The 20,668-nt window shown below is 62.8% G+C and carries 21 protein-coding genes; 16 read left to right on the top strand and 5 right to left on the bottom strand.

Features of this window, described 5'->3' with window-relative positions:
* The first annotated feature begins 302 nt into the window (after window positions 1–302).
* On the top strand, window positions 303–1,313 hold the full coding sequence (locus GC121_RS06265) for a serine hydrolase (RefSeq protein WP_370513747.1): 1,011 nt from the start codon (window positions 303–305) through the stop codon (window positions 1,311–1,313).
* 119 nt (window positions 1,314–1,432) lie between these two features.
* Here GC121_RS06265 and GC121_RS06260 read toward each other — a convergent pair whose 3' ends face one another.
* Window positions 1,433–1,696 (bottom strand): hypothetical protein, encoded by a 264-nt coding sequence (locus GC121_RS06260; protein ID WP_151973268.1) that lies wholly within the window; start codon window positions 1,694–1,696, stop codon window positions 1,433–1,435.
* 200 nt (window positions 1,697–1,896) lie between these two features.
* Here GC121_RS06260 and polA point away from each other — a divergent pair, with 200 nt between their 5' ends.
* The 3 genes from polA (at window position 1,897) to GC121_RS06245 (ending at window position 6,297) form a co-directional block, all read left to right on the top strand.
* Complete coding sequence (polA, locus tag GC121_RS06255) at window positions 1,897–4,731, top strand: DNA polymerase I (protein WP_151973267.1); 2,835 nt, start codon at window positions 1,897–1,899, stop codon at window positions 4,729–4,731.
* A 40-nt stretch (window positions 4,732–4,771) separates the two neighbouring features.
* Window positions 4,772–5,860, top strand: a complete 1,089-nt coding sequence (locus GC121_RS06250) for a mechanosensitive ion channel family protein (RefSeq protein ID WP_199857774.1) — start codon at window positions 4,772–4,774, stop codon at window positions 5,858–5,860.
* 80 nt (window positions 5,861–5,940) lie between these two features.
* Window positions 5,941–6,297 carry an endonuclease domain-containing protein gene (locus GC121_RS06245; RefSeq protein ID WP_151973265.1) on the top strand — a complete coding sequence of 119 codons (357 nt, stop codon included), beginning with the start codon at window positions 5,941–5,943 and terminating at the stop codon, window positions 6,295–6,297.
* Window positions 6,298–6,360: 63 nt separating this feature from the next.
* Here the strand turns inward: GC121_RS06245 and GC121_RS06240 are convergent, their stop codons facing one another.
* A complete protein-coding gene (locus GC121_RS06240) occupies window positions 6,361–8,667 on the bottom strand; it encodes a CDC48 family AAA ATPase (RefSeq protein WP_151973264.1) in 2,307 nt (768 codons plus the stop codon).
* Between the two features lie 468 nt (window positions 8,668–9,135).
* Between GC121_RS06240 and GC121_RS06235 the strand changes: the two genes are divergently transcribed.
* The 7 genes from GC121_RS06235 to GC121_RS06205 all read left to right on the top strand — a co-directional run bounded on the left by GC121_RS06235 (window position 9,136) and on the right by GC121_RS06205 (window position 13,465).
* Window positions 9,136–9,858 (top strand): CoA transferase subunit A, encoded by a 723-nt coding sequence (locus tag GC121_RS06235; RefSeq protein ID WP_151973263.1) that lies wholly within the window; start codon window positions 9,136–9,138, stop codon window positions 9,856–9,858.
* The gene (locus tag GC121_RS06230) at window positions 9,858–10,205 is read left to right on the top strand and encodes a DUF5076 domain-containing protein (RefSeq protein WP_151973262.1); all 348 of its coding nucleotides are present in this window, start codon (window positions 9,858–9,860) and stop codon (window positions 10,203–10,205) included. Before GC121_RS06235 ends, GC121_RS06230 begins: the two co-directional genes overlap by 1 nt.
* Window positions 10,202–11,011, top strand: a complete 810-nt coding sequence (locus GC121_RS06225) for a hypothetical protein (protein WP_151973261.1) — start codon at window positions 10,202–10,204, stop codon at window positions 11,009–11,011. The genes GC121_RS06230 and GC121_RS06225 overlap by 4 nt, the downstream gene beginning before the upstream one ends.
* A gap of 12 nt (window positions 11,012–11,023) precedes the next feature.
* Window positions 11,024–11,659, top strand: coding sequence for a CoA transferase subunit B (locus GC121_RS06220; protein WP_151973260.1), 636 nt, complete (start codon window positions 11,024–11,026; stop codon window positions 11,657–11,659).
* 149 nt (window positions 11,660–11,808) lie between these two features.
* Window positions 11,809–12,327, top strand: coding sequence for a DUF2141 domain-containing protein (locus tag GC121_RS06215; RefSeq protein ID WP_151973259.1), 519 nt, complete (start codon window positions 11,809–11,811; stop codon window positions 12,325–12,327).
* Window positions 12,327–12,785, top strand: coding sequence for a hypothetical protein (locus tag GC121_RS06210; protein WP_234421132.1), 459 nt, complete (start codon window positions 12,327–12,329; stop codon window positions 12,783–12,785). The genes GC121_RS06215 and GC121_RS06210 overlap by 1 nt, the downstream gene beginning before the upstream one ends.
* Window positions 12,782–13,465: a glutathione S-transferase family protein gene (locus GC121_RS06205; RefSeq protein WP_151973257.1), complete on the top strand. Its 684-nt coding sequence runs from the start codon at window positions 12,782–12,784 to the stop codon at window positions 13,463–13,465. The genes GC121_RS06210 and GC121_RS06205 overlap by 4 nt, the downstream gene beginning before the upstream one ends.
* Window positions 13,466–13,812: 347 nt before the next feature.
* On the opposite strand, the gene GC121_RS06200 is transcribed toward GC121_RS06205, so the two are convergent.
* Together GC121_RS06200 and GC121_RS06195 are read right to left on the bottom strand one after the other, a co-directional pair.
* Window positions 13,813–15,315 carry an ABC transporter permease gene (locus tag GC121_RS06200; RefSeq protein ID WP_151973256.1) on the bottom strand — a complete coding sequence of 501 codons (1,503 nt, stop codon included), beginning with the start codon at window positions 15,313–15,315 and terminating at the stop codon, window positions 13,813–13,815.
* Window positions 15,312–16,238, bottom strand: a complete 927-nt coding sequence (locus GC121_RS06195; protein ID WP_151973255.1) for an ABC transporter ATP-binding protein — start codon at window positions 16,236–16,238, stop codon at window positions 15,312–15,314. Before GC121_RS06195 ends, GC121_RS06200 begins: the two co-directional genes overlap by 4 nt.
* Here GC121_RS06195 and GC121_RS06190 point away from each other — a divergent pair.
* The 5 genes from GC121_RS06190 (at window position 16,222) to GC121_RS06170 (ending at window position 19,397) form a co-directional block, all read left to right on the top strand.
* A complete protein-coding gene (locus GC121_RS06190; protein WP_151973254.1) occupies window positions 16,222–16,410 on the top strand; it encodes a hypothetical protein in 189 nt (62 codons plus the stop codon). The genes GC121_RS06195 and GC121_RS06190 overlap by 17 nt on opposite strands.
* Entirely contained in the window at window positions 16,389–16,955 is a 567-nt protein-coding gene (locus GC121_RS06185) for a GbsR/MarR family transcriptional regulator (protein ID WP_234421131.1), read from the top strand. The genes GC121_RS06190 and GC121_RS06185 overlap by 22 nt, the downstream gene beginning before the upstream one ends.
* Before the next feature lie 154 nt (window positions 16,956–17,109).
* Window positions 17,110–17,517 carry a hypothetical protein gene (locus tag GC121_RS06180; protein ID WP_151973253.1) on the top strand — a complete coding sequence of 136 codons (408 nt, stop codon included), beginning with the start codon at window positions 17,110–17,112 and terminating at the stop codon, window positions 17,515–17,517.
* Between the two features lie 25 nt (window positions 17,518–17,542).
* The gene (locus GC121_RS06175) at window positions 17,543–17,920 is read left to right on the top strand and encodes a hypothetical protein (protein ID WP_151973252.1); all 378 of its coding nucleotides are present in this window, start codon (window positions 17,543–17,545) and stop codon (window positions 17,918–17,920) included.
* 214 nt (window positions 17,921–18,134) lie between these two features.
* The gene (locus GC121_RS06170) at window positions 18,135–19,397 is read left to right on the top strand and encodes an MFS transporter (protein ID WP_151973251.1); all 1,263 of its coding nucleotides are present in this window, start codon (window positions 18,135–18,137) and stop codon (window positions 19,395–19,397) included.
* Here the strand turns inward: GC121_RS06170 and GC121_RS06165 are convergent.
* Window positions 19,387–20,574 (bottom strand): DUF418 domain-containing protein, encoded by a 1,188-nt coding sequence (locus GC121_RS06165; RefSeq protein ID WP_151973250.1) that lies wholly within the window; start codon window positions 20,572–20,574, stop codon window positions 19,387–19,389. The two genes, GC121_RS06170 and GC121_RS06165, sit on opposite strands and share 11 nt — an antisense overlap.
* Between the last annotated feature and the right edge of the window lie 94 nt (window positions 20,575–20,668).

Here is a 20,668-nt window from a genome sequence, read left to right as displayed (position 1 = left end):
GGCGATGAACACGTTCCGCAAGGCCTTTTGTGACATTGCAGGAGCGGATGTGATGCAAGGCAGGCGGGCAAGAGCGGTTAAGCAAAAGCCCCTAACCTCTTTCGCGTGGTTGCAACGATAATGCCGCTGGAAAACGCCATTTTGCGTCAAAATCGGGTCGCCTGGCTCAATACAGCCAAATTTTTGTGCGTTTCGTCGCGCCCGTATCGCCAGAGTTTACATTGTTAATCATTTACCAAGCATATTTCCGGCAGAAAGATGATATGAAACTTACACGGCTCGCTCGCTTTCTTTCTCCCATAGTGCTGGCAGTTGCGGCGATTTCGCCTGCGCAGGCGCAGAGCCAGTCGCATTCGCTGGCGCAATCGGGCGGGTTCGAGGCTGCGTTTGACCGGGCGTTCGGCACCGAAGTGCGCGCCCCGCGCGATTTCACTCCGTCCTACTCTTCACCCTTCGAGGCACGGCTTGCCCAGTTGGCGGATGGTAGCGAAGGCCGCATCGGCGTGGCGGCGCTCGATTTATCAACCGGTAGGCAGATTTCCATATATGGCGACCAGCGGTTTCCGCTCGCCAGCACCAGCAAGATCGCCATCGCCGCCGCCTATCTCGAAGGCGTAGACCAAGGCCGTTGGAGCCTAACGGCGGAATATCCGTTGCTCGTGCCGGTCAATTCCACCCCGCTCAGCAGCGCGCGCGCGCCGGTGCGCCAAGGCGAGTATCTGCCCGCGCACGAGCTCATCGACCTGATGATTACCCGCAGTTCCAATCCGGCGACCGACGCGCTGCTCGCAGCGATGGGCGGAGTCGGTCCGGTGAATGACTGGATGCGCCGCGCAGGGATCACCGAATTCAGCCTCGACCGCGATATCGCCACGCTTGTGCGCGACAACCGCGAATTCGACGCGCGCCATTATATCGACCCGCGCGACAGCGCCACGCCCGAAGCGATGGTGCAGCTGCTCGCGGGGATTTATCAGGGCCGCTGGCTCAGCCGCGAGAGCCGCCATATCATTATCGATGCGATGGAGCGTTGCCGCACCGGCTCTACCCGAATCCCGGCGCTCATGCCCGCGGGCGTGACGGTGGCGCACAAGACCGGCACGCTGCACCGCGTCGCCAGCGATATCGGCATTATCACCGGGCCTGACGGGCGCACGATTGTCGTGGCGATCTATGTAACGGGGCAAAACTCGCCGACCGACCGCAATGCCCGGATCGCCACCATCGCCCGCGCGCTTTACGATGGCTTTGCCGATGAGGCGCAGCGCGGCAATGGCAGCCAGGGCAATTACGGATATTCGGCGGCGCGCTGACGCCCGGATTCGAAGAGCGCGTTTCGTCGGCGCGTTTCACACATAAACGTTAGACATAGAAAAAGGGCGCGGCCATCGCTGGCCACGCCCCTTTCTTTGTCGGTAGAAACCGGCTGAAATTATTCAGCAGCTTCTTCAACAGTTGCTTCGGCTTCTTCCACAGCGCCGTCAACAGCAGCAGCAGCTTCTTCACCAGCAGCTTCCATTTCAGCGCCAGCTTCTTCAGCAGCAGCTTCCATTTCGGCACCAGCTTCTTCAGCAACCGATTCCATGTCAGCAGCGGTTTCTTCAACAGCAGCTTCGGTTTCGGCAGCTTCTTCAGCACAAGCAGCGAGCGACAGAGCAGCGCCGGCAGCGGCAGCAACGAGAACGATCTTACGCATAGGATGAACCCCTTAATTGCGATAATGATGAGAACGGAACCCCCGGTCTCAAGCTAGACTTCCCGTCCAGCTCACTGCCCAAATAATGCCACATTTGGGCAAGCGCAAGAGGAATGTGGCGCAAATGGGGCAAAATTTTTGCCGGGAGGATGACGGCATTCGCGGCTGACCGGAGGAAAACGGCGTGCTAGCAGGCCATTATGGCGGAAAAGCAGCATCTCTATCTGGTCGATGGATCAGCCTATATTTTCAGGGCGTATCACCGGCTCCCCCCTCTGACGAACCCCGAAGGCACGCCGGTGGGCGCGGTTTACGGATATACTACCATGCTGTGGAAGCTGGCGGATGATCTCGAAAAGGCCGACGGGCCGACGCATCTAGCGGTTATCCTTGATAAATCCTCCAAATCCTTCCGCAATGACATCTACCCGCAGTACAAAGCGAATCGCCCGCCCCCGCCCGAAGATCTCGTCCCGCAATTCCCGCTGATTCGCGACGCGACCAGAGCCTTCTCGCTACCGCTGATCGAGGAACCCGATGTCGAGGCGGACGATATGATCGCCTCCTACGCGCTCGCAGCGCAGGCCGAAGGCTTCGATGTCACCATCGTTTCCTCCGACAAGGATCTGATGCAGCTGGTGGGCGAAGAGAATGGTGCCCGCATCGATATGCTCGACACGATGAAGGATGCGCGCATCTATATCCCCGAGGTCGAGGAGAAATTCGGCGTGCCGCCCGCTTTGGTGGGAGATGTGCTCGCACTGATGGGCGACAGCGTCGACAATGTGCCGGGCATTTACGGCGTCGGCCCCAAAACCGCCTCCAAGCTGATCGCCGATAACGGCTCGCTCGCCGCCGCGCTTGATGCGGCGCCAGGCATGAAGGCCTCCAAGCTCAAAGAGCGGCTGCTCGAAGGCCGTGAGGCAGCCGAGCTCAGCCGCGTGCTGGTGGAGCTGAGAGGCGATTGCCCGCTGCCCATCGCGCTGGATGAGATGAAGCTGGCGGGCATCCCGCCCGAACCGTTGGCCGCGTTCCTGCAAACTCACGGCTTCAATTCGCTGCTGAAACGGCTGGAAGCGGGCACGGGCAGTCCGGTGCGCGCCAACAATCTCAACCCTGCCAAGGCTGACACCAAGGGCGAAGCGCACGCGCCCGCGGGCAATGTGCAGCCGCTGCCCGAAATGCCCGCGGTTGATCGCTCTGCCTATGAAACGGTGCAGACGATGGAGCGGCTGGAGCATTGGATCGCCCGCGCCCATGCCGCGCATTCGGTCGCGGTGGATACCGAGACAAACAGCCTCGATGCGATTTCCGCCGAGCTGGTCGGCGTAAGCCTTGCGCTCGGCCCCAATGACGCGTGCTACATCCCCCTCGCGCATGGTGGCAGCGATATGTTCGCCGAGAAACCGCAGCAAATCGACCGCGCCGCCGCCATCGCCGCATTGAAGCCGCTGCTGGAGAGCGATGCGGTGGTGAAAATCGGGCAGAATATCAAATACGATATCAACGTCCTCGCCCGCCAAGGCATTGCCGTCGGCCCGGTCGATGACACGATGATTATGAGCTTCGATCTCGATGCAGGCCGCTCGCAAGACGGAATCGGCGGCGGGCATGGGATGGACGAATTGTCAGAGCGCCATCTCGGCCACACCCCGCTCGCGTTCAAGGATGTGTGCGGCACCGGTAAAAAGGCCATTCCTTTCGGCGAGGTGCCGCTGGACAAGGCCACCCAATACGCCGCCGAGGATGCCGATGTGACATGGCGGCTCCACGCGCATCTGGCGCGGCGGATGCCTGATGAAGGCGCTGTGCGGATTTACCAGAGGGTTGACCGCCCGCTCATCCCGGTGGTCGCCCGGATGGAGCGCGAAGGCATCAAGGTCGACCGCGCCGAACTCGCGCGCCTGTCCGAAACCTTCGCTGAAGCCATCGCCGCGCTGGAAACCGAGATTCACGCCGAGGCGGGCGCTCCCTTCACCATCGGCAGCCCCAAGCAACTGGGCGACGTGCTGTTCGATACGCTCGGCTACAAGGGCGGCAAAAAGGGCAAGAGCGGGCAATATTCGACCGACCAGAGCGTGCTCGAACGCCTCGCAGGCGAAGGCGCGCCGATTGCGAACAAGGTGCTCGAATACCGGCAGCTCTCGAAGCTCAAGAGCACTTATACCGATGCCTTGCAGGATGCGATCAACCCTGAAACGGGGCGCGTGCACACCAGCTACAGCTTGGTGGGCGCGCAGACCGGGCGATTGTCCTCCACCGATCCGAACCTGCAGAACATCCCGATCCGCACCGAAATCGGGCGGCAGATCCGCAAGGCCTTTGTGCCCGAGGACGGCAATGTCCTGCTCGCCGCCGATTACAGCCAGATCGAACTGCGCCTCGCCGCGCATATGGCCGATGTGCCCGAGCTGAAAGAGGCCTTCGCGAACGGCGAGGACATCCACTCGCGAACCGCCAAGGAGATGTATGGCGAAGTGACCCGCGACACACGTGCGGCGGCGAAGACGATCAATTTCGCCATTCTCTACGGCATTTCGCGCTGGGGACTCGCCACCCGCCTCGGCATCGAGCCGGATGAGGCGCAGGCCAAGATTGACACCTATTTCCAGCGCTTCCCCGGCATCCAGTCCTACATCCACTCCACCTTGGAAAGCGTGCGGGCGAAGGGCTATTCGGAGACGTTGTTCGGGCGCAAAACATGGTTCCCGCGCATCAATGCGAAGAACCAGATGGAACGCCAAGGCAGCGAACGCGCCGCGATCAACGCGCCGATCCAGGGCACCAGCGCCGATATCATCAAGCGCGCGACGGTGCGGATGCTCCCCGCGCTGCAGGCGGAAGGCCTCGGCAATGTCCGAATGCTGCTGCAAGTACACGACGAACTGGTGTTCGAATTGCCCGAGACAGATATCGAAGCCGCCAGTCCGGTGATCGAGCGGGTGATGGCCGAGGCCGCGCTTCCCGCAGTGGAACTCTCCGTGCCGCTGGGGATTGAAATCGGCACCGGCGCCAGCTGGGATGATGCGCATTGATGCCCCCTTGCGCCCGACCGCCTGTTAGAGGACTTGCCTGATGTACCGTTTCGATCCGCGCAACTGGGCCATCCAATGGGAAGAGCTGGGCGTCGCTGCCATCGCGCTCATCCTCGCGGTGCTGGTCGCCTATGCCGCGTTCCGCGTCATCTACGCGGTGGTGCTGCGGATTGCGCGGCAGTCCGAAAACCAGGCCGACGACCTGATCCTGAAGCGCATCCGCAATCCGATCAAATGGTCTGCCATTGCGATCGCGGTGACATTGGCGGCGCAAGCCGTCCCCGCGCTGGAAGCGCTGTGGGAGCCGGTGGCCACGCTGATCCGGCCGCTGCTGCTGGGCTGGATCGCCTATGCGGCCGTGCGCGCTTTTACTGCGGTGCTGGAATACCGCCTGGATGCCTCGGCTGACCCGGTAGCCACGCGCAGCCGCCGCACGCGCATCGCCATCCTCTCGCGCACCGCGACCGTGGCGATCATCGTGATTACCGTTGGGCTGGTGCTCTTCACCATTCCGGCGGTGAAGAATATCGGCGCGACGCTGCTTGCTTCTGCCGGTCTTGCCGCATTGGCCGTTGGCGCGGCGGCGCAGCCTGCGTTGAAATCGCTGATCGCCGGAATGCAGATCGCGATTACCGAACCGCTGCGGCTGGGCGATCTGGTGGTGATCGACGGGCATACGGGGCGGGTGGAGGAAATCCACATGGCCTATCTGATCGTGCGCACCTGGGATGAACGCGCGGTCATCGTGCCCACTGCACAGGTGCTGGAGCAAAGTTTCGAGAACTGGTCACGCCGGAACGAGAAGCTGACCGGGCCGGTGTTCCTGCATCTTGATCCGGTCACCGACATTGCGCCGATCCGTGCCGAAGTCGAACGTTTTGTCGCCGCGCATCCGCTGTGGGACGGGCGCACGGTGCAAACGCTGATGACCGAAGCCTTCCCCGAAAGCGTGCAGGTGCGCCTGTCGGTCAGCTCGTCCACCATCGGCGATCTGTTCACGCTGCGCTGCGACTTGCGCGAGCATATGCTCGACTGGCTGCGAACAAATCTGCCCGACGCGCTGATCCGCCACCGGCTGGAAGTGCCCGGCGGGCATCCGAAGGCGGATGAGGTGGGGGGGGCTGCTTAACGTTCCTCCCCGTTCGCGAAAGCGAATGGGGAGGTGGCAGTCCTGAGCCTGTCGAAGGACTGACGGAGGGGTGTGCAACGTTGCGGAAGAGAGATCACGACTATGCGAAGGCACGGCGACTGCGGAGGCAGCTGACGCTTCCCGAAGGCTTGCTCTGGCGCGAACTGCGTGCCCGGAAAACCGGACTCAAATTCCGCAAGCAGCATCCCGTGGGGAAATTCGTTCTCGATTTCTACTGCGCGCAGGCAAAGCATGGCTTTGAGATTGATGGCGCAGCGCATGACATGGGCGATAACCCCGAACATGATCGCCAACGCGATGCGTGGCTGCTCGAGCAGGGGATTACGGTGATCCGGTTTCCCGCGAGCGAAGTCCTCGCCGACCCGTCCCGCGTCGCGGAGGCAATGGTCGCTATTTGTGAAGCAGCGGGGGACTAGACCCCTCCACCACACTGCGTGTGGTCCCCCTCCCCATGCCTGCGGCACGGGGAGGAATGACCATCAATGCTTCGAATCGCGGGTGCTTTCCACCATCCCGTCGGTGATGAAGCCGATGGGGCGGACTTCGGCAGCGCGCTTTTTCAGCTCGCCTTTCATCTTCTTGTATTCGACTTCCATCTGCGGCGTGACCGTGGCGCGGCTGTCTTCCGCCGCGGCGGCAAAGTCGGCCTTGGTCACGCTATCAGGCGCGCCGTCAGCGCGGCGGATCGCGTTGAGACCGGCGCGGCGCACCACGTCTTCCAGATCGGCACCCGTAAAACGTTCGGCCTTTGCCGCAATCGCCGCCAGATCAACATCCTCGGCCAGCGGCATATTTTTGGTGTGGATCTTCAGAATATGCTCGCGCCCTGCCGCATCGGGCGGGCCGACATAGACGAGCTCGTCAAACCGGCCGGGCCGCAGCAGCGCGGGATCGACCAGCGCGGGACGGTTGGTCGCGCCGATCACGACAATAGAGGAAAGCTCCTCCATCCCGTCCATTTCAGCCAGAATCGTGTTGACCACGCGCGCCGTCACCTGCGGTTCGCTTGCGCCCGAACCGCGTGCGGGGACGAGCGAATCGATCTCATCAATGAACACCACGCAGGGGGCCACGGCGCGCGCGCGGGCGAACATCTTGGCGATCTGCTGCTCGCTCTCGCCATACCATTTGGAGAGCAGGTCGGACGATTTCATCGAGATGAAGTTCGCCTCGGCCTCCTTCGCCACCGCCTTTGCCAGCAGGGTCTTGCCGGTGCCGGGCGGGCCGTAGAGCAGGAAGCCCTTGGCGGGACGGATACCCAGCCGGTCAAACGCCTGCGGGTTCTTCAGCGGCAGTTCGACGCCTTCTTTCAGCTTGTCGATCGCGTCATCCAGCCCGCCAAGATCGCTCCAACTGACGGTGGGCGCCTGCACCATGACTTCGCGCATGGCCGAAGGTTGCACGCGCTTCAGCGCCTCGCGGAAGTCGGACTTCTCGACGCATAGCTCGTCGAGCACTTCGGCGGGAATCTCGCGCGCTTCGAGATCGAGCTTGGGCATAATCCGGCGCACCGCTTCAATCGCCGCTTCGCGGGTGAGCGCGGCCAGATCGGCGCCGACAAAGCCGTGGGTGGAGCGCGCCAGTTCCATCAGCTCGACGCCTTCGCCCAGCGGCATTCCGCGGGTGTGGATGGCGAGGATTTCGCGGCGGCCGTTATCGTCGGGCACGCCGATCACGATCTCGCGGTCAAACCGGCCGGGGCGGCGCAAAGCCTCATCAATAGCATCGGGCCGGTTGGTGGCAGCGATCACCACCACATTGGCGCGCGACTGCAAGCCGTCCATCAGCGTGAGCAATTGCGCGACCAGCCGCTTTTCCGCTTCGCCCTGCGTGCGGTCACGCTTGGGCGTGATCGAATCGATCTCGTCGATAAAGACGATGGCGGGCTGGCTGCGTTCGGCTTCCTCGAACACTTCGCGCAGCCGCTTTTCGCTCTCGCCATAGGCGCTGCCCATGATTTCGGGGCCGTTGATAATGAAGAACTCGGCGTCGCTCTCGTTCGCCACCGCCTGCGCCAGCCGCGTCTTTCCGGTGCCGGGCGGGCCGTGCAGCAGCACGCCCTTGGGCGGATCGACGCCGAGCCGCGTGAACAGTTCGGGGTAGCGCAGCGGCAATTCCACCATTTCGCGCAAGGCCTTGATGGTATCGTCCATCCCGCCGACATCGTCGTAATTGATCATACCGCGCGCATCGCGGGGCTCTTCAAACTCGGCGCGCAGCTCGACCTCGGTATCCTCGTCGATATGCACAATGCCCTTGGGGCTGGTGCTGACAACCTGCAGGCGGATCTGGGTAAGCGCATAGGCGGGCGCGTTGAACATCCGCCGCACTTCGGGCGGCACGTTCTGCACCGGCTGCTGGCCGTGGGTGGCGACCAGATCGCCCGCGACCACGGGCTTCTTGAAAAAGACGCGCTTCAACGCCTCGGTTGGGCCTTGCAAGCGCATTTCCTTGCGCGCGGGGGCAAACACGACGCGGGTGGCGGGCTTGCTTTGCGCGCGGCGGACGATGACGTGTTCGCCCGAGGCGGTTTCGGCATTGCCGCGCTGGAGGCCGTCCAAGCGGATTACGGCGAGCGCCTCGTCCTCGTCATAGGCGGGCAGAGCGAGCGCCACGGTCATGCGCTTGCCGGAGATTTCCACCGGATCACCTTCGGTAATTCCCAGCGTCTGGAAGGCGCTGCGCGGCATCCGCACGACGCCCCGGCCCGATTCCTCCTGCCGCGCGGCGGCGACCTGCAACCTTGCTGCTCCGGCTTCCAGACCCGATGCGTCATCTTTGGCCATGCGGCACCATTCCTCTCGCGTTCAATCGTGAGGCAGGAATTAGGTGGCGGGTGGAGCGATTGCAAATGTCCATTCGGCCTTCGCGGCAATGCCGCCGGGCCGGGACAAGAAAAAAGGCCCGGTTGGATGAACCAGCCGGGCCTGAAAAGTTTTGGGAGAGGATGCCTGAAAGGCAGGGAGAGATATGCTTTGACCCGGATCATTTCGCAAGTGCGAAATGAGCAATGCAGGTTGCGCAGACTGCAACAAGCATCTTAGACATTGTTTTTAAGAGTTAATAGTATGGAATTTTGACTGACATCGCTGTCAATTTAGTCGCGGCGTTTGTTTTTTGCGCCCGATTGCTGCACCGCAGCGCGCGCAACGCGGTGTGACAGGCCATGAAGCAGGGCTGGGGTGACAGGGGGGAACGCAGCCATTATCTGCGGGCAGCGATCACCGCGCCAATCGCCTGGAAGGATGTAACCCATGCAAAAGCTCTATCCCGATGCCGCCTCTGCCCTTGATGGCTTGCTGAAAGACGGCCTATTCATCGCTTCGGGCGGGTTCGGCCTGTGCGGCATTCCCGAACGGCTGCTCGATGCGATCCAGGCAAGCGGGGTGAAGAACCTCACCTTCGCCAGCAACAATGCAGGGATCGACAATGAAGGCATCGGCAAGCTTTTGCGCACCAAGCAGGTGTCGAAAATGATCTCCAGCTATGTTGGCGAGAACAAGGAGTTCGAACGGCAGTATCTGGCGGGCGAGCTGGAAGTCGAATTCTGTCCGCAAGGCACGCTGGCCGAGCGGATGCGCGCGGGCGGTGCGGGCATTCCCGGCTTCTACACCAGAACCGGTGTCGGCACGCAGGTGGCCGAGGGCAAGGAGCGCAAGGATTTCGCCAATAGTGATGGCGTGATGGAGGCCTATATCCTCGAACACGGCATTTTCGCTGACCTGTCTATCGTCAAGGCGTGGAAGGCGGACGAGACGGGCAATCTGGTGTTCCGCAAGACCGCGCGCAATTTCAACCAGCCCGCCGCCACCTGCGGCAAGGTCTGCGTGGTGGAAGTCGAGGAAGTGGTGCCCGCAGGCGCGCTCGATCCCGACAGCATCCACCTGCCCGGCGTCTTCGTGCAGCGGATGATCGTGGGTGCGCCGTATGAAAAGAAGATCGAATTCACCACCACCCGCGAACGCGAGGTGGCGTAATGTTCGGTAAAGGCAAACCCAAAGTCGTTGCATCGGCAGAGAAGTATCCCGGCGCGCTGGATGTCGACGGAATCGACGTTTTACAAAACGCGGTAGAAGTAGCACGGCTGTGGGTGGAAAATAACGGCCCAGCGACCTGCATCATCAATCCCGGCGTGCTGCAAGAACCCGAAATGTTCGGAATGCTGATGGTCGATTGCATTCGCCACGCCTCCCGCGCCTATGCCCAGGCGCATGGATTGAGCGAAGAGGCCGCGCTCGAGCGGATCTGGCAGGGTGTCGATATGGAGCGGGATCGCAATACGACCGGGCTTGAGACAATTCAGGACGCAGGCAAATCGCATTGAAGCTCGTCCGCTCTCTCCTCGCGCTCACCACCGCGGCCTTGCTGCAAGGCTGCGTGCTGGCGGCTGCGGCGATTCCGCTCGCGGCGGGCGGGGTGATGGCGTCCAACGCGGTGTTCGGCGAGCGGACTTTGCAGGCGCTGGTCGAAGGCACCGACCGCGACGTGGAGGATGTCGAGATCGGCGATTTGCCGGGCTACACCATCATCACCGCCAGCGAACTGCCCGCGCCTGCCCTGCCCGTCCCCTCGATCGGCCCCTATGGCGATTTGCGGGTCTTTGCCGAGGCGGCGCTGCCGCAGAGCGAAGACCAATCGCTCGAAGGCAGCTTCTCCGCCCTGCTCGCCAATCCCAGCGCGGTGCAGCCGACCCGCGCGCGCTGCGAGGCGGGGATTCCCGCCGTGCTGATCGATCTCGATCCCGAAGGCGGGCTGATGCCTTTGGATGCGCCGCGCCTCTCCGATCCGCAATTGCGCGCGGTGGTCAGCCACTTGCGCGGGCGCAATATCGCGATAGCCTGGATGACCGACCGCGAGCCGACCGATGCGGCGCGGGTGCGCGATATTCTGGAGGCGACCGGGCTAGACCCCTCGCGCCGCGATCCGCTGTTCGTGATGCGGTTTCCCGGTGAACAAAAGCAGCGCCGCCGCCGCGCCCTGCTCGAAACCCACTGCGTCATCGCCATGGCGGGCGATACTCGCAGCGATTTCGACGATCTGTTCCTGTTCCTGCGCAACCCCGCCGCTGCCGAAGCGCTCGACCCGATGCTCGGCTCCAGCTGGTTTCTCATTCCCAATCCCGTCAACTGAAGGACTAAAGCAATGCCCTGGACCCGCGATGAAATGGCCGCCCGCGCCGCCAAGGAACTGCAAGACGGCTACTACGTCAATCTCGGCATCGGCATTCCCACGCTGGTGGCGAACCATATTCCCGAAGGGATGCAGGTAACGCTGCAAAGCGAGAACGGGATGCTCGGCATTGGCCCCTTCCCCTACGCGGACGAAGTGGATGCCGACCTCATCAATGCGGGCAAGCAAACGATCAGCGAACTGCCGCACAGCGCCTATTTCGACAGCGCGGCCAGCTTCGGCATGATCCGTGGCGGGCATATCGACCTGACGGTGCTGGGCGCGATGGAAGTGGCGCAGAACGGCGATATCGCCAACTGGATGATCCCGGGCAAAATGGTGAAGGGCATGGGCGGCGCGATGGATCTGGTCGCGGGCGTCAAAAAGATCATCGTGGTGATGGAGCACACCAGCAAGCACGGCGATCCCAAATTCATTCCCGAATGCACTCTGCCGCTGACGGGCACCAATGTCGTCGACATGATCATCACCGATCTCGCCGTTTTCCACCGGCCCGACCATGACAGCCCCTTCCGGCTCATCGAAATGGCCCCCGGCGTCACGGCCGAGGAAGTGGCGGCGAAGACCGCGGCGCACTACGTCAGCTAGGGCCTCTGCCGCCGGTAAAGCCTTGTAAAGCGCGGCGGCGTGCCCATCACAGGTTCAGCGCAGAGTCAGTGAAGAGTGTGGATAGGGCGCGCCAATCCGGGCGCTGCGTGTGGCAGCTGAGTTTTTGACCGGCAACAGGTGGAACCGACATGATTTCTTTCAAACGCTTCGCGCGTGGCAAGACAGTTCTGGCGGCAGCAGCAGTGATCGGCGCGATGAGCGTCAGCGTGCCCGCCGCCGCGCAATATGCCCGCGTCATCAGCAATGATATGCGCGAATGCGCTTCTGGCGAAGGCCCCGCCGTGCGCGTCACGATCACCGGCCTGCGGTCTTCGCGCGGTAATTTGTTCGTGCGCACCTATAATGCGACCGACCGGGACTGGCTGCGCAGCCAGCGTTACCTCACCCGCCTCGATGCGCGCCCGCGCCAGGGCAGCATGACGGTGTGCGTGCCGCTCGATTCAACCGGTCGCTACGCCATCGCGGTGCAGCATGACGAGAACGGCAACCGCGAAGTCGATTATTCGACCGACGGCGTAGGCATGTCGAACAATCCGCGCGTCGGCAGCTTCCTCGGTGTACCGACACCGCCGGGGGTTGACCGCACCGGGTTTAACGCGGCCAGCGGCGTGACGCGCATCACGATCAATATGCAGTATCGCAACTGATGCGCGTTGCAGCCAGTCCCGGCTCGACATGGCTCGTGGCCGGTGGCTGGCTGTCGCTTTCCGCATCCGCGCTCCACATCGGCTGCATTGTGGGCGGTGAGGAATGGTACCGCTTCTTTGGCGCAGGCGAGGAAATCGCGATGGCAGCGGCGCGCGGCGAAATTTGGCCTCATTTGATGACGCTGGGCATCGCCGCGATCCTCGCCATCTGGGCGCTGTTCGCCTTTTCCGGCGCGGGCCGTTTCGCCCGCCTGCCGCTGTTGCGCACCGGGCTGGTGGCGATTTCGGCAATCTATCTGGTGCGCGGTTTTGGACTCATTCCACTCCATCTCTGGCGACCCGAATTGACCGACGCCTTTACCCTCTGGTCTTCGCTCATCGTGATGGTCTACGGCATTGCCTATGGCGTGGGCACATGGAAGGCATGGCCCGCCATGTCGGCAAGGAGCCCTGCATGACCTACACGCTGATCACCGCGAACCGGAACTATTCGAGCTGGTCGCTGCGGCCCTGGGTACTGATGCAGGCGCTCGGCATTCGCTTCACCGACCGGCTGGAGCCGTTTACGCAGTCGGTGAATTACGAGGCCTTCCGCGCTTTCTCCCCCACCGGGCAAGTGCCGTGCCTGATCGACGGCGAGCGCACCGTGTGGGATTCGCTCGGCATCGTCCTCTATCTGGCGGAGCGGCATGATGGCATTTGGCCGCAGGACGAAGCCGCGCGGGCCTTTGCCATGTGCGCGGTCGCTGAAATGCATGGCGGCTTCTCCGCCTTGCGCAACCAGTGCCCGATGAATGTCGGCGTGCGGGTCAAAATGGCCCCGCATGATGCGGCGCTGCGCAAGGATGTGGCGCGGATTACCGAGCTGTTCACGCAAGGTCTGGAGAGCTTCGGCGGCCCGTGGCTCGCCGGCCCGGATTTCACCGCGATGGACGCCTTCTACGCCCCCGTCGCCTTCCGCATCCGCACCCACGGACTGGATGTCGGCGCGGCGCAAGTCTGGGTCGATCACATCCTCGCCCACCCCGCCATGCAGCAATGGGAGCAAGCGGCGCTCGCCGAGACTTGGCGCGAGGAAAGCCACGAAGCCGAAGTGGGCGCGACCGGCGAGATCGTGGCGGATTTCAGGGCGGGCTGATGACACGGTTCCGGCCGCTGCTCCTTACTCTATTGTTGGCGGGTGTCGGCATTGGGGCGTGGCAAAGCGGACTTTGGAAGAACAGCACGCACACCTATTCCGCCGTAGGGCGCTATTCGGTTTACCAAACGCGCGATTGTATCAGGCACAGAACGGTAAACGCATTCGGCAACATTGAAGAGTTACTTCCCGCAAACAGAGATAACGGCCGCATCCTCGTCTCGTCTGACGGTCACCAAATCATCATTCTGCCCTCGGTCGGAGCGGGGACACGAATTCGCGTCACATCCGAGGCACCACTGTCAAACGAGCAATTGGCAGCAGTGCAGCAATGCAGCTGAAAACCCCTAACGCCCCGCTGTCGGCGATTTCACCCAGCTGACGATCCGCTTCCAGGTCGGCTTGCCATCGTTGAGCAGGCTGGCGCGGAAGAGGTTGCCGAGCAGTTTCAGCTCCAGCCAGATAAACGCCGCCAGCAGTGCTATCGTCCCGATAATCTCCCATGTCGCCACGCCGCTGCCCATGCGGGCCAGCATCGCGAAGGGCGTGTAGAGCGGGATCCATGACAGGATCACTGCTACCGGCTCGTTCGGGCCTTTGAGCGCCGCCTGCATCACCACCAGCACGGGGATCATGATGAGGAAAATCACCGGCGTGAGATAGCTTTGCGCGTCCTGCATACTCTCGCTGATCGCGCCGATGGCGAGGAACAGCATGGCAAGCACGATATAGCCGCCGAGGAAGTAGATAATCATTGCGGTGATGAGCAGCGGATCTTGCAGCTCTTCCAATGATGGCCTGAGGATTTCGGCCGCAAAGCCTTCGAAATACAGTGCGGCAATTGCCGCTGTTCCCGCCCATGTCAGGACGATCACGAGACCGACCGCACCCAAGCCGAGCAGCTTGCCCTGCATCAGCGTATCGGGCTTGACGCAAGCAAGCACGCTTTCAACCAGCTTGTTCGAGCGTTCCTCCACCACGCCTTGCAGCATCAACGAGCCGGTCGTCACAGCTGTTATCAGCAGCAAATAGACAAGTCCGATGGGCACGAGAGAGCGCGTGAAAGTGAGGTTACGCCCGCCGCCGGGCGGCGGCTCGATCACCGATACGGGCGCCTGCATCGCGCCGATGCCCGCTGCCATTGACGGGTCGATCCCTTGCGAAGTGAACGCGTCCGAGCGCACGGTTTCGTCCAGCAGGTCGCGAAAATGGCGGATCAATGACGTGTTGGAGCGGCCATTGCTGAAGATGCGCGCCTCGGCACCCGGTTCGCCGAAGTTCGCCGGAATGTGCAACACTGCGCCGTAGGGCAATCGCCGATCCTCGAAGGAAATGTCGTCCTCGAAGGCGGCGAGCAGGCTGGCCGATAGTTCGGTCCCGCTCGCCGGAATCTCCACGCCATCGGGCAAGGGCACGCGAACGTAGAAAGGGTCTTCGACATCATGGGGAGGGACATTGTCAGCGAGGTCGGGCTCCAGCGCCTCAACCGCGGCTTCCGCGCCGCCCATGTCGATGAAACGTTGTACTTCCGCCGGATTGAGCCACGCCTGCCGGTTGGCCCACGGCGCATCGCCCGCCGCCGTTTCCAAGTCCCACTTTTCGACATATTCCGCGAGATCGCGGAGCATTTGCTGCTGGTAGCTAAAATCAACGCGCGCCTCGATCACGTCGTCAAAGCGCCCGCTTTCGTCGATCACGGTGTAGGCGGTGGTGTCCTCGGGCGCGAGTTGCTTGCTGGCAAAGCCCGAAATGGCGAGCGCAATCGGCACCGCGGCGAGCATGATCCAGAAGCCCTTGGTGGCGATCACCTGACGGATTTCGCGAGTGGCGACGAGCAGGATGTTTCTCATTGGGCCATCTCCGGTTCGGCACCGACGAAGTGGATGAACACCTCGTGCAGACTGGGCGTTTGCACATCGAAACTGCGCAAAGCGAAGCCGGTGGTGGTGCAATGTTCAAGCAAGGCTTCGGGCGGCATTCCGGCTTGCAGTTCGACCGCGTAGCTTTGCCAACCATCCGCCGGATCGCCCTGCGCCCGCGCCTTGGTGACGCCGGTGAGCGCGGCAGGATCGGCCTTGGCGGTCAGCGTCAGGCGGCTGGGGAGCGCGGCGCGCGCTTCCTCCTGCGTGCCGTCGAACCGTTTGGTGCCCTTGGCGAGCATCAGCAGGCTGTCGCACAAACGCTCGGCGTGCTGCATCACATGGGTGGAGAAAATCACCGTCGCCCCACCCTTGGCGGCATCGGCGATCAGCTCTTCGAGCATCGCCTGGTTAACCGGATCGAGGCCCGAAAACGGCTCGTCGAGCATCAGCAGCTTGGGCGAATTGACCAGCGCGGTTGCCACCTGCACCTTTTGCGCGAGACCCTTGGAGAGCTTTTCAATCGGCGATTTGGCGCGGTCGGCCATGTCGAGCCGCTCAAGCAGCGCCATCGCCGCCGCCTTGGCCGCAGCGGGTTCCATCTGTTTGAGCCGCGCGAAATAAACGATGGTGTCGAGCACGCTCATCTTTTTGTATAGGCCGCGCTCTTCGGGAAGGAAGCCGATCTCCGCCGCGTTCTCGCGGCTGGGGGCGACGCCCAGCACTTCGATGCTGCCGCTGGTGGGCGAGAGGATATCGAGCGCCATGCGCAGGCTGGTGGTCTTGCCCGCGCCATTGCCGCCGAGAAAGCCGAAAATGCTGCCTTCCGGAATGCTGAAACTCAGATTGTCGACGGCGGTGAAGTCACCAAAACGCTTGGTAACGCCGTGGAACGCCATGGCGGCTGCTGGCATAGGTGTGGTGCTCCCCAAAGATCACAACGACTTGATAGCAGATGGGGCAGCCGGTCAAGGCCGCAAGGACGAAGCGCCGATGATCGTTGACAAAGCGCATCATTCCTATATTTCTGAACTTACAGAAATTAAGAAAGGCGGCGGCGAGTCGTGGCAAAGGCAGCAATCATAGACATTCCGGAGGCGCGCGCCTTTATCCTCCATTGGGGGGAAATGGGCAGCCAGTGGGGCGTGAACCGCTCGGTCAGCCAGGTGCACGCGCTGCTCTATCTCAGCAAGGAGCCGATGCACGCGGAGGATATTTGCGAGACCTTGGGCCTCGCGCGTAGCAATGTCTCGACCGCACTCAAGGAGCTGCAAAGCTACGGTATTGTCAGCCGCACCCATCTGATCGGCGACCGGCGCGACCATTTCGAGGCCGAGCTGGATTTGTGGGATATGCTCATGAAGATCGTGATCGAGCGCAAGAAGCGCGAGATCGATCCGACAATCCAGACCCTGTCCGACCTCACCGACCAGCTCGCCGCGCGCGATGATGTGCCCGAACACGTGCGCGAGCGGATCGGGCGGATGCACCAGTTCCTCGGCACGCTGGGCGGCTGGTACGACGACGTCCGCCGCCTGCCCCGCCCGACGCTGGTCGCGCTGATGAAAATGGGTGGCAAAGTCGCCCGCTTCATCCCCGTCCGCAGCCAGAGCGGCGGGACGAAGCACTAACTCCGTTAGCCAAGGCAGCTTTCCATCACGTCAAACTGCGCTCTCATATTTCCGTTTTTACCGAAAGGACAAACATATCATGCAAGAGCGAAGCAGATTGGCATTTATCCGGGCAGTTGGCCTTGGCACATTGGTGGGCGGCGGCCCCTGGCTCTTGCTGACACTCCCTATCGGCTTCGTCTTCGCAGTATCAGGAGAAATCGGCGGACTATTGCTGGCGATCTTTCCGGTGCTCATTGCCGGTGGGGTTACCTTCGGTTCCATGACCGTGATCGGCCTCCCGCTGACGGCGTTCCTCGAACAGCGCGGGGCGGAGAGCGAGCGCATCTACGCCGCTGCCGGAGCCGGAGCAGGGGCGATCATTCCAATGATCGTTCTCACGCTGCTTCACGGAACGGACTTGTGGTTCGAAGGTAGCGCCTACGCCTTGGCATTTGGCGGAATGCTTGCCGGTCTCACCACCGCCCTTTCGTGGGCCAATCACCGCGACCGCCTTCGGGCAGAGCGCGAGGAAACCGAGGCGGAGCCGGAGCCCAATCCCATCCACGATCTTATCTACTGACCCCTCCAAACAAAGGAGAATACGCATGATCGAAGTCAGCTATTTCGCCTATCTTATCATCGCCATCGGCATGACCGGCTGGGTCGCGCGGACGCTTAGCGTGAATGGCGAGGTGTTCTTGATCGATTGCTTCGGGCATGATGAAGTGCTCGCGCGCAGCACCAACCATCTGCTTGTGGTCGGGTTCTATCTCGTCAATATCGGCTTCATCCTGCTGACGATCAGCCTCGGCGCAGAGCCGACCACCTATGCCGAGGCCATCCGCTTCGTCGCCACCAAAGTCGGTCTCGCCGTACTGGTGCTGGGCTGCTGGCACTTCTTCAACATGCGCGCCATCGCGCTCTACGGCCGCAAGGTCGGCCTGTGGGTGCGCGAGAACAAGGACGTGGTGGCGGAGGTTTGAGCGTCTTCCACAGGACTAACTAACGGCGGTTCTTGCGGGAGCCGTCGTTGGCATAACCAGCGTCGCACACCCACCCCAACCCCTCCCTCAAGGGAGGGGCAGCGAGACTTGTGAACGCAGTGAACTAGTCGCAGCGGGGTGGGTTTACGGCGGCAGGAAATGGCGACACGCCAATCCCCTACCCCTCCGCCCGATTGCTGCTAAACCCCGTGCCATGAACACCCGCCGCAATTCGCCGTGGCTCGCGCTCGGCATACTCGCAGCCATTGCGACGGTGGGCTTTGTCGACCGCATTGTCGTCAATGTGCTGGTCGAGCCGATCAAGCTCGAATTCGGGCTGACCGACACGCAGGTCTCGATGCTGACCTGGGCCTTTGCCGCGCTCAACGTGCTGGGCGGGTTCGTCACAGCGCGCTTTGCCGAGCGGGTGCGACGGTTGACGCTGATTGCGGGCGGGGTGACGATCTGGTCGGTCTTCACCGCGGCCTGCGGGCTGGCGGGAAGCTGGGGGCAACTGCTCACCGCGCGCATGGGCGTGGGGCTGGGCGAGGCGATTGGCCTGCCGCCCAACCAGTCGGTTATTTCCGACTATTTCCCCGCCAACAGACGCGGCCTCGCGATCTCGATCCTGCTGCTCTCGCCGCCTCTGGGCGCTTTCATCGGCTTTGTCGGCGGCGGCTATGTGGCGCAGACCTATAGCTGGGAGGCGACCTTCCTTGTCGCCGCGATCCCCGGTTTCGTGCTGGGCATTGCCGCTTATATTTTCGTGGCCGAACCGCCGCGCGGGCAATTCGATGCGGAAAAGAGCGACGACGTCCCGCCGATCAGCGCCTTTTTCGAACGTATGTGGTCTCTCCCAAGCGCGCGCTATCTGGTGTTCGGCAGCTTTATCGCCGCCGCGCTCTCCTATGCGCTCAACTTCTTTTTCGCCTCGCTGCTGGTGCGCAAATTCGGCATGGGGCTGGCCGAAGCGGGGCTTTACACCGGCGTTTTAGCGAGCCTGCCTGCCGCGCTCTCCATCGTTGGCGCAGGGTGGCTGGGCGACCGGCTGGGGGAGCGCAACCCGGCGGCCTATGCGCTGATCCCCGGCATTGGCCTTGCGATTGGCGGGCCGCTGGGCGCGTTCGGCGTGTTGCAGGATGATCTGACCATGCTGCTCATCTGCGTCGGCCTCTCGATCTTCTTCACGCTCAGCTATCTCGGCATCACCTTTGCGACCGTGCAGAATCTGATGCACCCGCGCATGCGCGCGACCGCCTCGGCAACGCTGAACGGGATTTACACGCTGGCAGGCGGGGTCGGGCCGACGCTGGTCGCGCTACTAAGCGATGCGTTGCTGGCCGATTATGGCGAGGCGCAGAGCCTTGCGCTGGCGATGGCGGCGGGCGGCGCGTTCTATGTGCTGGCGGCCCTGTTCTACTTCCTCGCCGCGCGGCACCTGCGCGCGGACACCGCGAAAGTTCGCGCTACCGCCTGAAGGGCTTCGCTTTGAGGCTGGCGAGACTGCGCCACAGCCATTCCGCCAGGCCTTGGCGGAAGCGGGCGAGCCACAGCGGTGAGACGAGCAGCATCAGCGCCACGGGAACAAGGCCGAGCAGCAAGGCCTGCGCGCGCGTCACCTCGGCATAGAGCCCCAGTCCCCAGCTCGCGAACAGACTGCCGAACACCACGCTGGTGCCCAGATAATTGGTAAGCGCCATCCGCCCCGCCGCTCCGAGCCGCTGCGTGATCGCGCCGCCGCTTGCAAATAGCGCCATCGCCAGCGCCGCCCAGCCGATGCCGAGCAGCAGATCGAAGGGCGCGCTCCAGACGAGCGCATTGGCGGTGGTGACAATCGGATCGAAACCGCTGCTGATAGACCAAGCCGCTAGCACCACCAGCACGGGCAGCGCAATCGCCGCACACTGCGCCGCCAGCCGCAACAGCCGCGCCCGCTCCCATTCGCCCGCCAGCAATCCGCTGCGCCACAACGCCACGCCGGCCAGCATCGCCGCCAGCGTGGAGGGGAGCGAAGCGACGACGAAAGTCAGCTGCTGCTGCCATTGGCCGATGCGGTGGACGACCCGCTCGGCAAGGCCCATCTCGCTACGGGCCATCGCCTCGGCAATCGCCTGCGGGTTATAGCCATAATTCGCCTCGGCCGCGCTTTGCGCTGCGGCGTCGCCCAGCGCCATCAGCCATTGCGCCGCGTAATAGCCGGAGAAGGCGAGCTGCGCCGCCATCAGCGCCGCCGCGCTCCACAACATTGTGCGCACGCGCCAGCGGATGACCAACGGCAGCACCAGCCCCGCGACGGCATAGCTGCGCAACACGTCATTGTTCGCCAGCAACAGCGCGTGGGTGATCGCAATCAGCAGCAGCGCCGCCATGCGGGCGAAATGCCCACGCAAGGGATGCGCGCTCGCCTTGTCCAGCAGGATCGCCACACCTGCGCCGAACATCATCGCGAAAAGCGCGCGGAACTTGTCTTCGACGAACACAAAGCTGATCGCCCACAGCAGCGTTTCGAGCGGCCCGTCCCCGCCATAGGCACGCGGGTTGATATAGGCGGCGGGCGGCATCGAAAAGGCGATGACATTCATCGGCACAATGCCGATCACCGCAAGCCCGCGCAGCGCATCCAGCGCGAGGATGCGATGGGTAGACTGTTTCATCACAAGGCCCAAACTCCCCTCCCCCTGGGGAGGGGTCGGGGGTGGGGGTTCGACAGCCGATAGGTGCGCCACACCCATCCCCAACCCCTTCCCT

This window comes from Erythrobacter sp. EC-HK427, from assembly GCF_902498745.1.
Classification (GTDB): domain Bacteria; phylum Pseudomonadota; class Alphaproteobacteria; order Sphingomonadales; family Sphingomonadaceae; genus Alteraurantiacibacter.
Note: the sequence above shows the minus strand (reverse complement) of the source record. Positions and strands in the feature narration are given on the sequence as shown.

Bases quoted from the DNA above. Each gene is read 5' to 3' on its own strand.
- GC121_RS06260 (WP_151973268.1), bottom strand. From the start codon at position 1,696: ATGCGTAAGATCGTTCTCGTTGCTGCCGCTGCCGGCGCTGCTCTGTCG.
- polA (WP_151973267.1), top strand. From the start codon at position 1,897: ATGGCGGAAAAGCAGCATCTCTATCTGGTCGATGGATCAGCCTATATT.
- GC121_RS06250 (WP_199857774.1), top strand. From the start codon at position 4,772: ATGTACCGTTTCGATCCGCGCAACTGGGCCATCCAATGGGAAGAGCTG.
- GC121_RS06240 (WP_151973264.1), bottom strand. From the start codon at position 8,667: ATGGCCAAAGATGACGCATCGGGTCTGGAAGCCGGAGCAGCAAGGTTG.
- GC121_RS06235 (WP_151973263.1), top strand. From the start codon at position 9,136: ATGCAAAAGCTCTATCCCGATGCCGCCTCTGCCCTTGATGGCTTGCTG.
- GC121_RS06230 (WP_151973262.1), top strand. From the start codon at position 9,858: ATGTTCGGTAAAGGCAAACCCAAAGTCGTTGCATCGGCAGAGAAGTAT.
- GC121_RS06220 (WP_151973260.1), top strand. From the start codon at position 11,024: ATGCCCTGGACCCGCGATGAAATGGCCGCCCGCGCCGCCAAGGAACTG.
- GC121_RS06215 (WP_151973259.1), top strand. From the start codon at position 11,809: ATGATTTCTTTCAAACGCTTCGCGCGTGGCAAGACAGTTCTGGCGGCA.
- GC121_RS06210 (WP_234421132.1), top strand. From the start codon at position 12,327: ATGCGCGTTGCAGCCAGTCCCGGCTCGACATGGCTCGTGGCCGGTGGC.
- GC121_RS06205 (WP_151973257.1), top strand. From the start codon at position 12,782: ATGACCTACACGCTGATCACCGCGAACCGGAACTATTCGAGCTGGTCG.
- GC121_RS06200 (WP_151973256.1), bottom strand. From the start codon at position 15,315: ATGAGAAACATCCTGCTCGTCGCCACTCGCGAAATCCGTCAGGTGATC.
- GC121_RS06190 (WP_151973254.1), top strand. From the start codon at position 16,222: ATGGCGGCTGCTGGCATAGGTGTGGTGCTCCCCAAAGATCACAACGAC.
- GC121_RS06195 (WP_151973255.1), bottom strand. From the start codon at position 16,238: ATGCCAGCAGCCGCCATGGCGTTCCACGGCGTTACCAAGCGTTTTGGT.
- GC121_RS06175 (WP_151973252.1), top strand. From the start codon at position 17,543: ATGATCGAAGTCAGCTATTTCGCCTATCTTATCATCGCCATCGGCATG.
- GC121_RS06170 (WP_151973251.1), top strand. From the start codon at position 18,135: ATGAACACCCGCCGCAATTCGCCGTGGCTCGCGCTCGGCATACTCGCA.
- GC121_RS06165 (WP_151973250.1), bottom strand. From the start codon at position 20,574: ATGAAACAGTCTACCCATCGCATCCTCGCGCTGGATGCGCTGCGCGGG.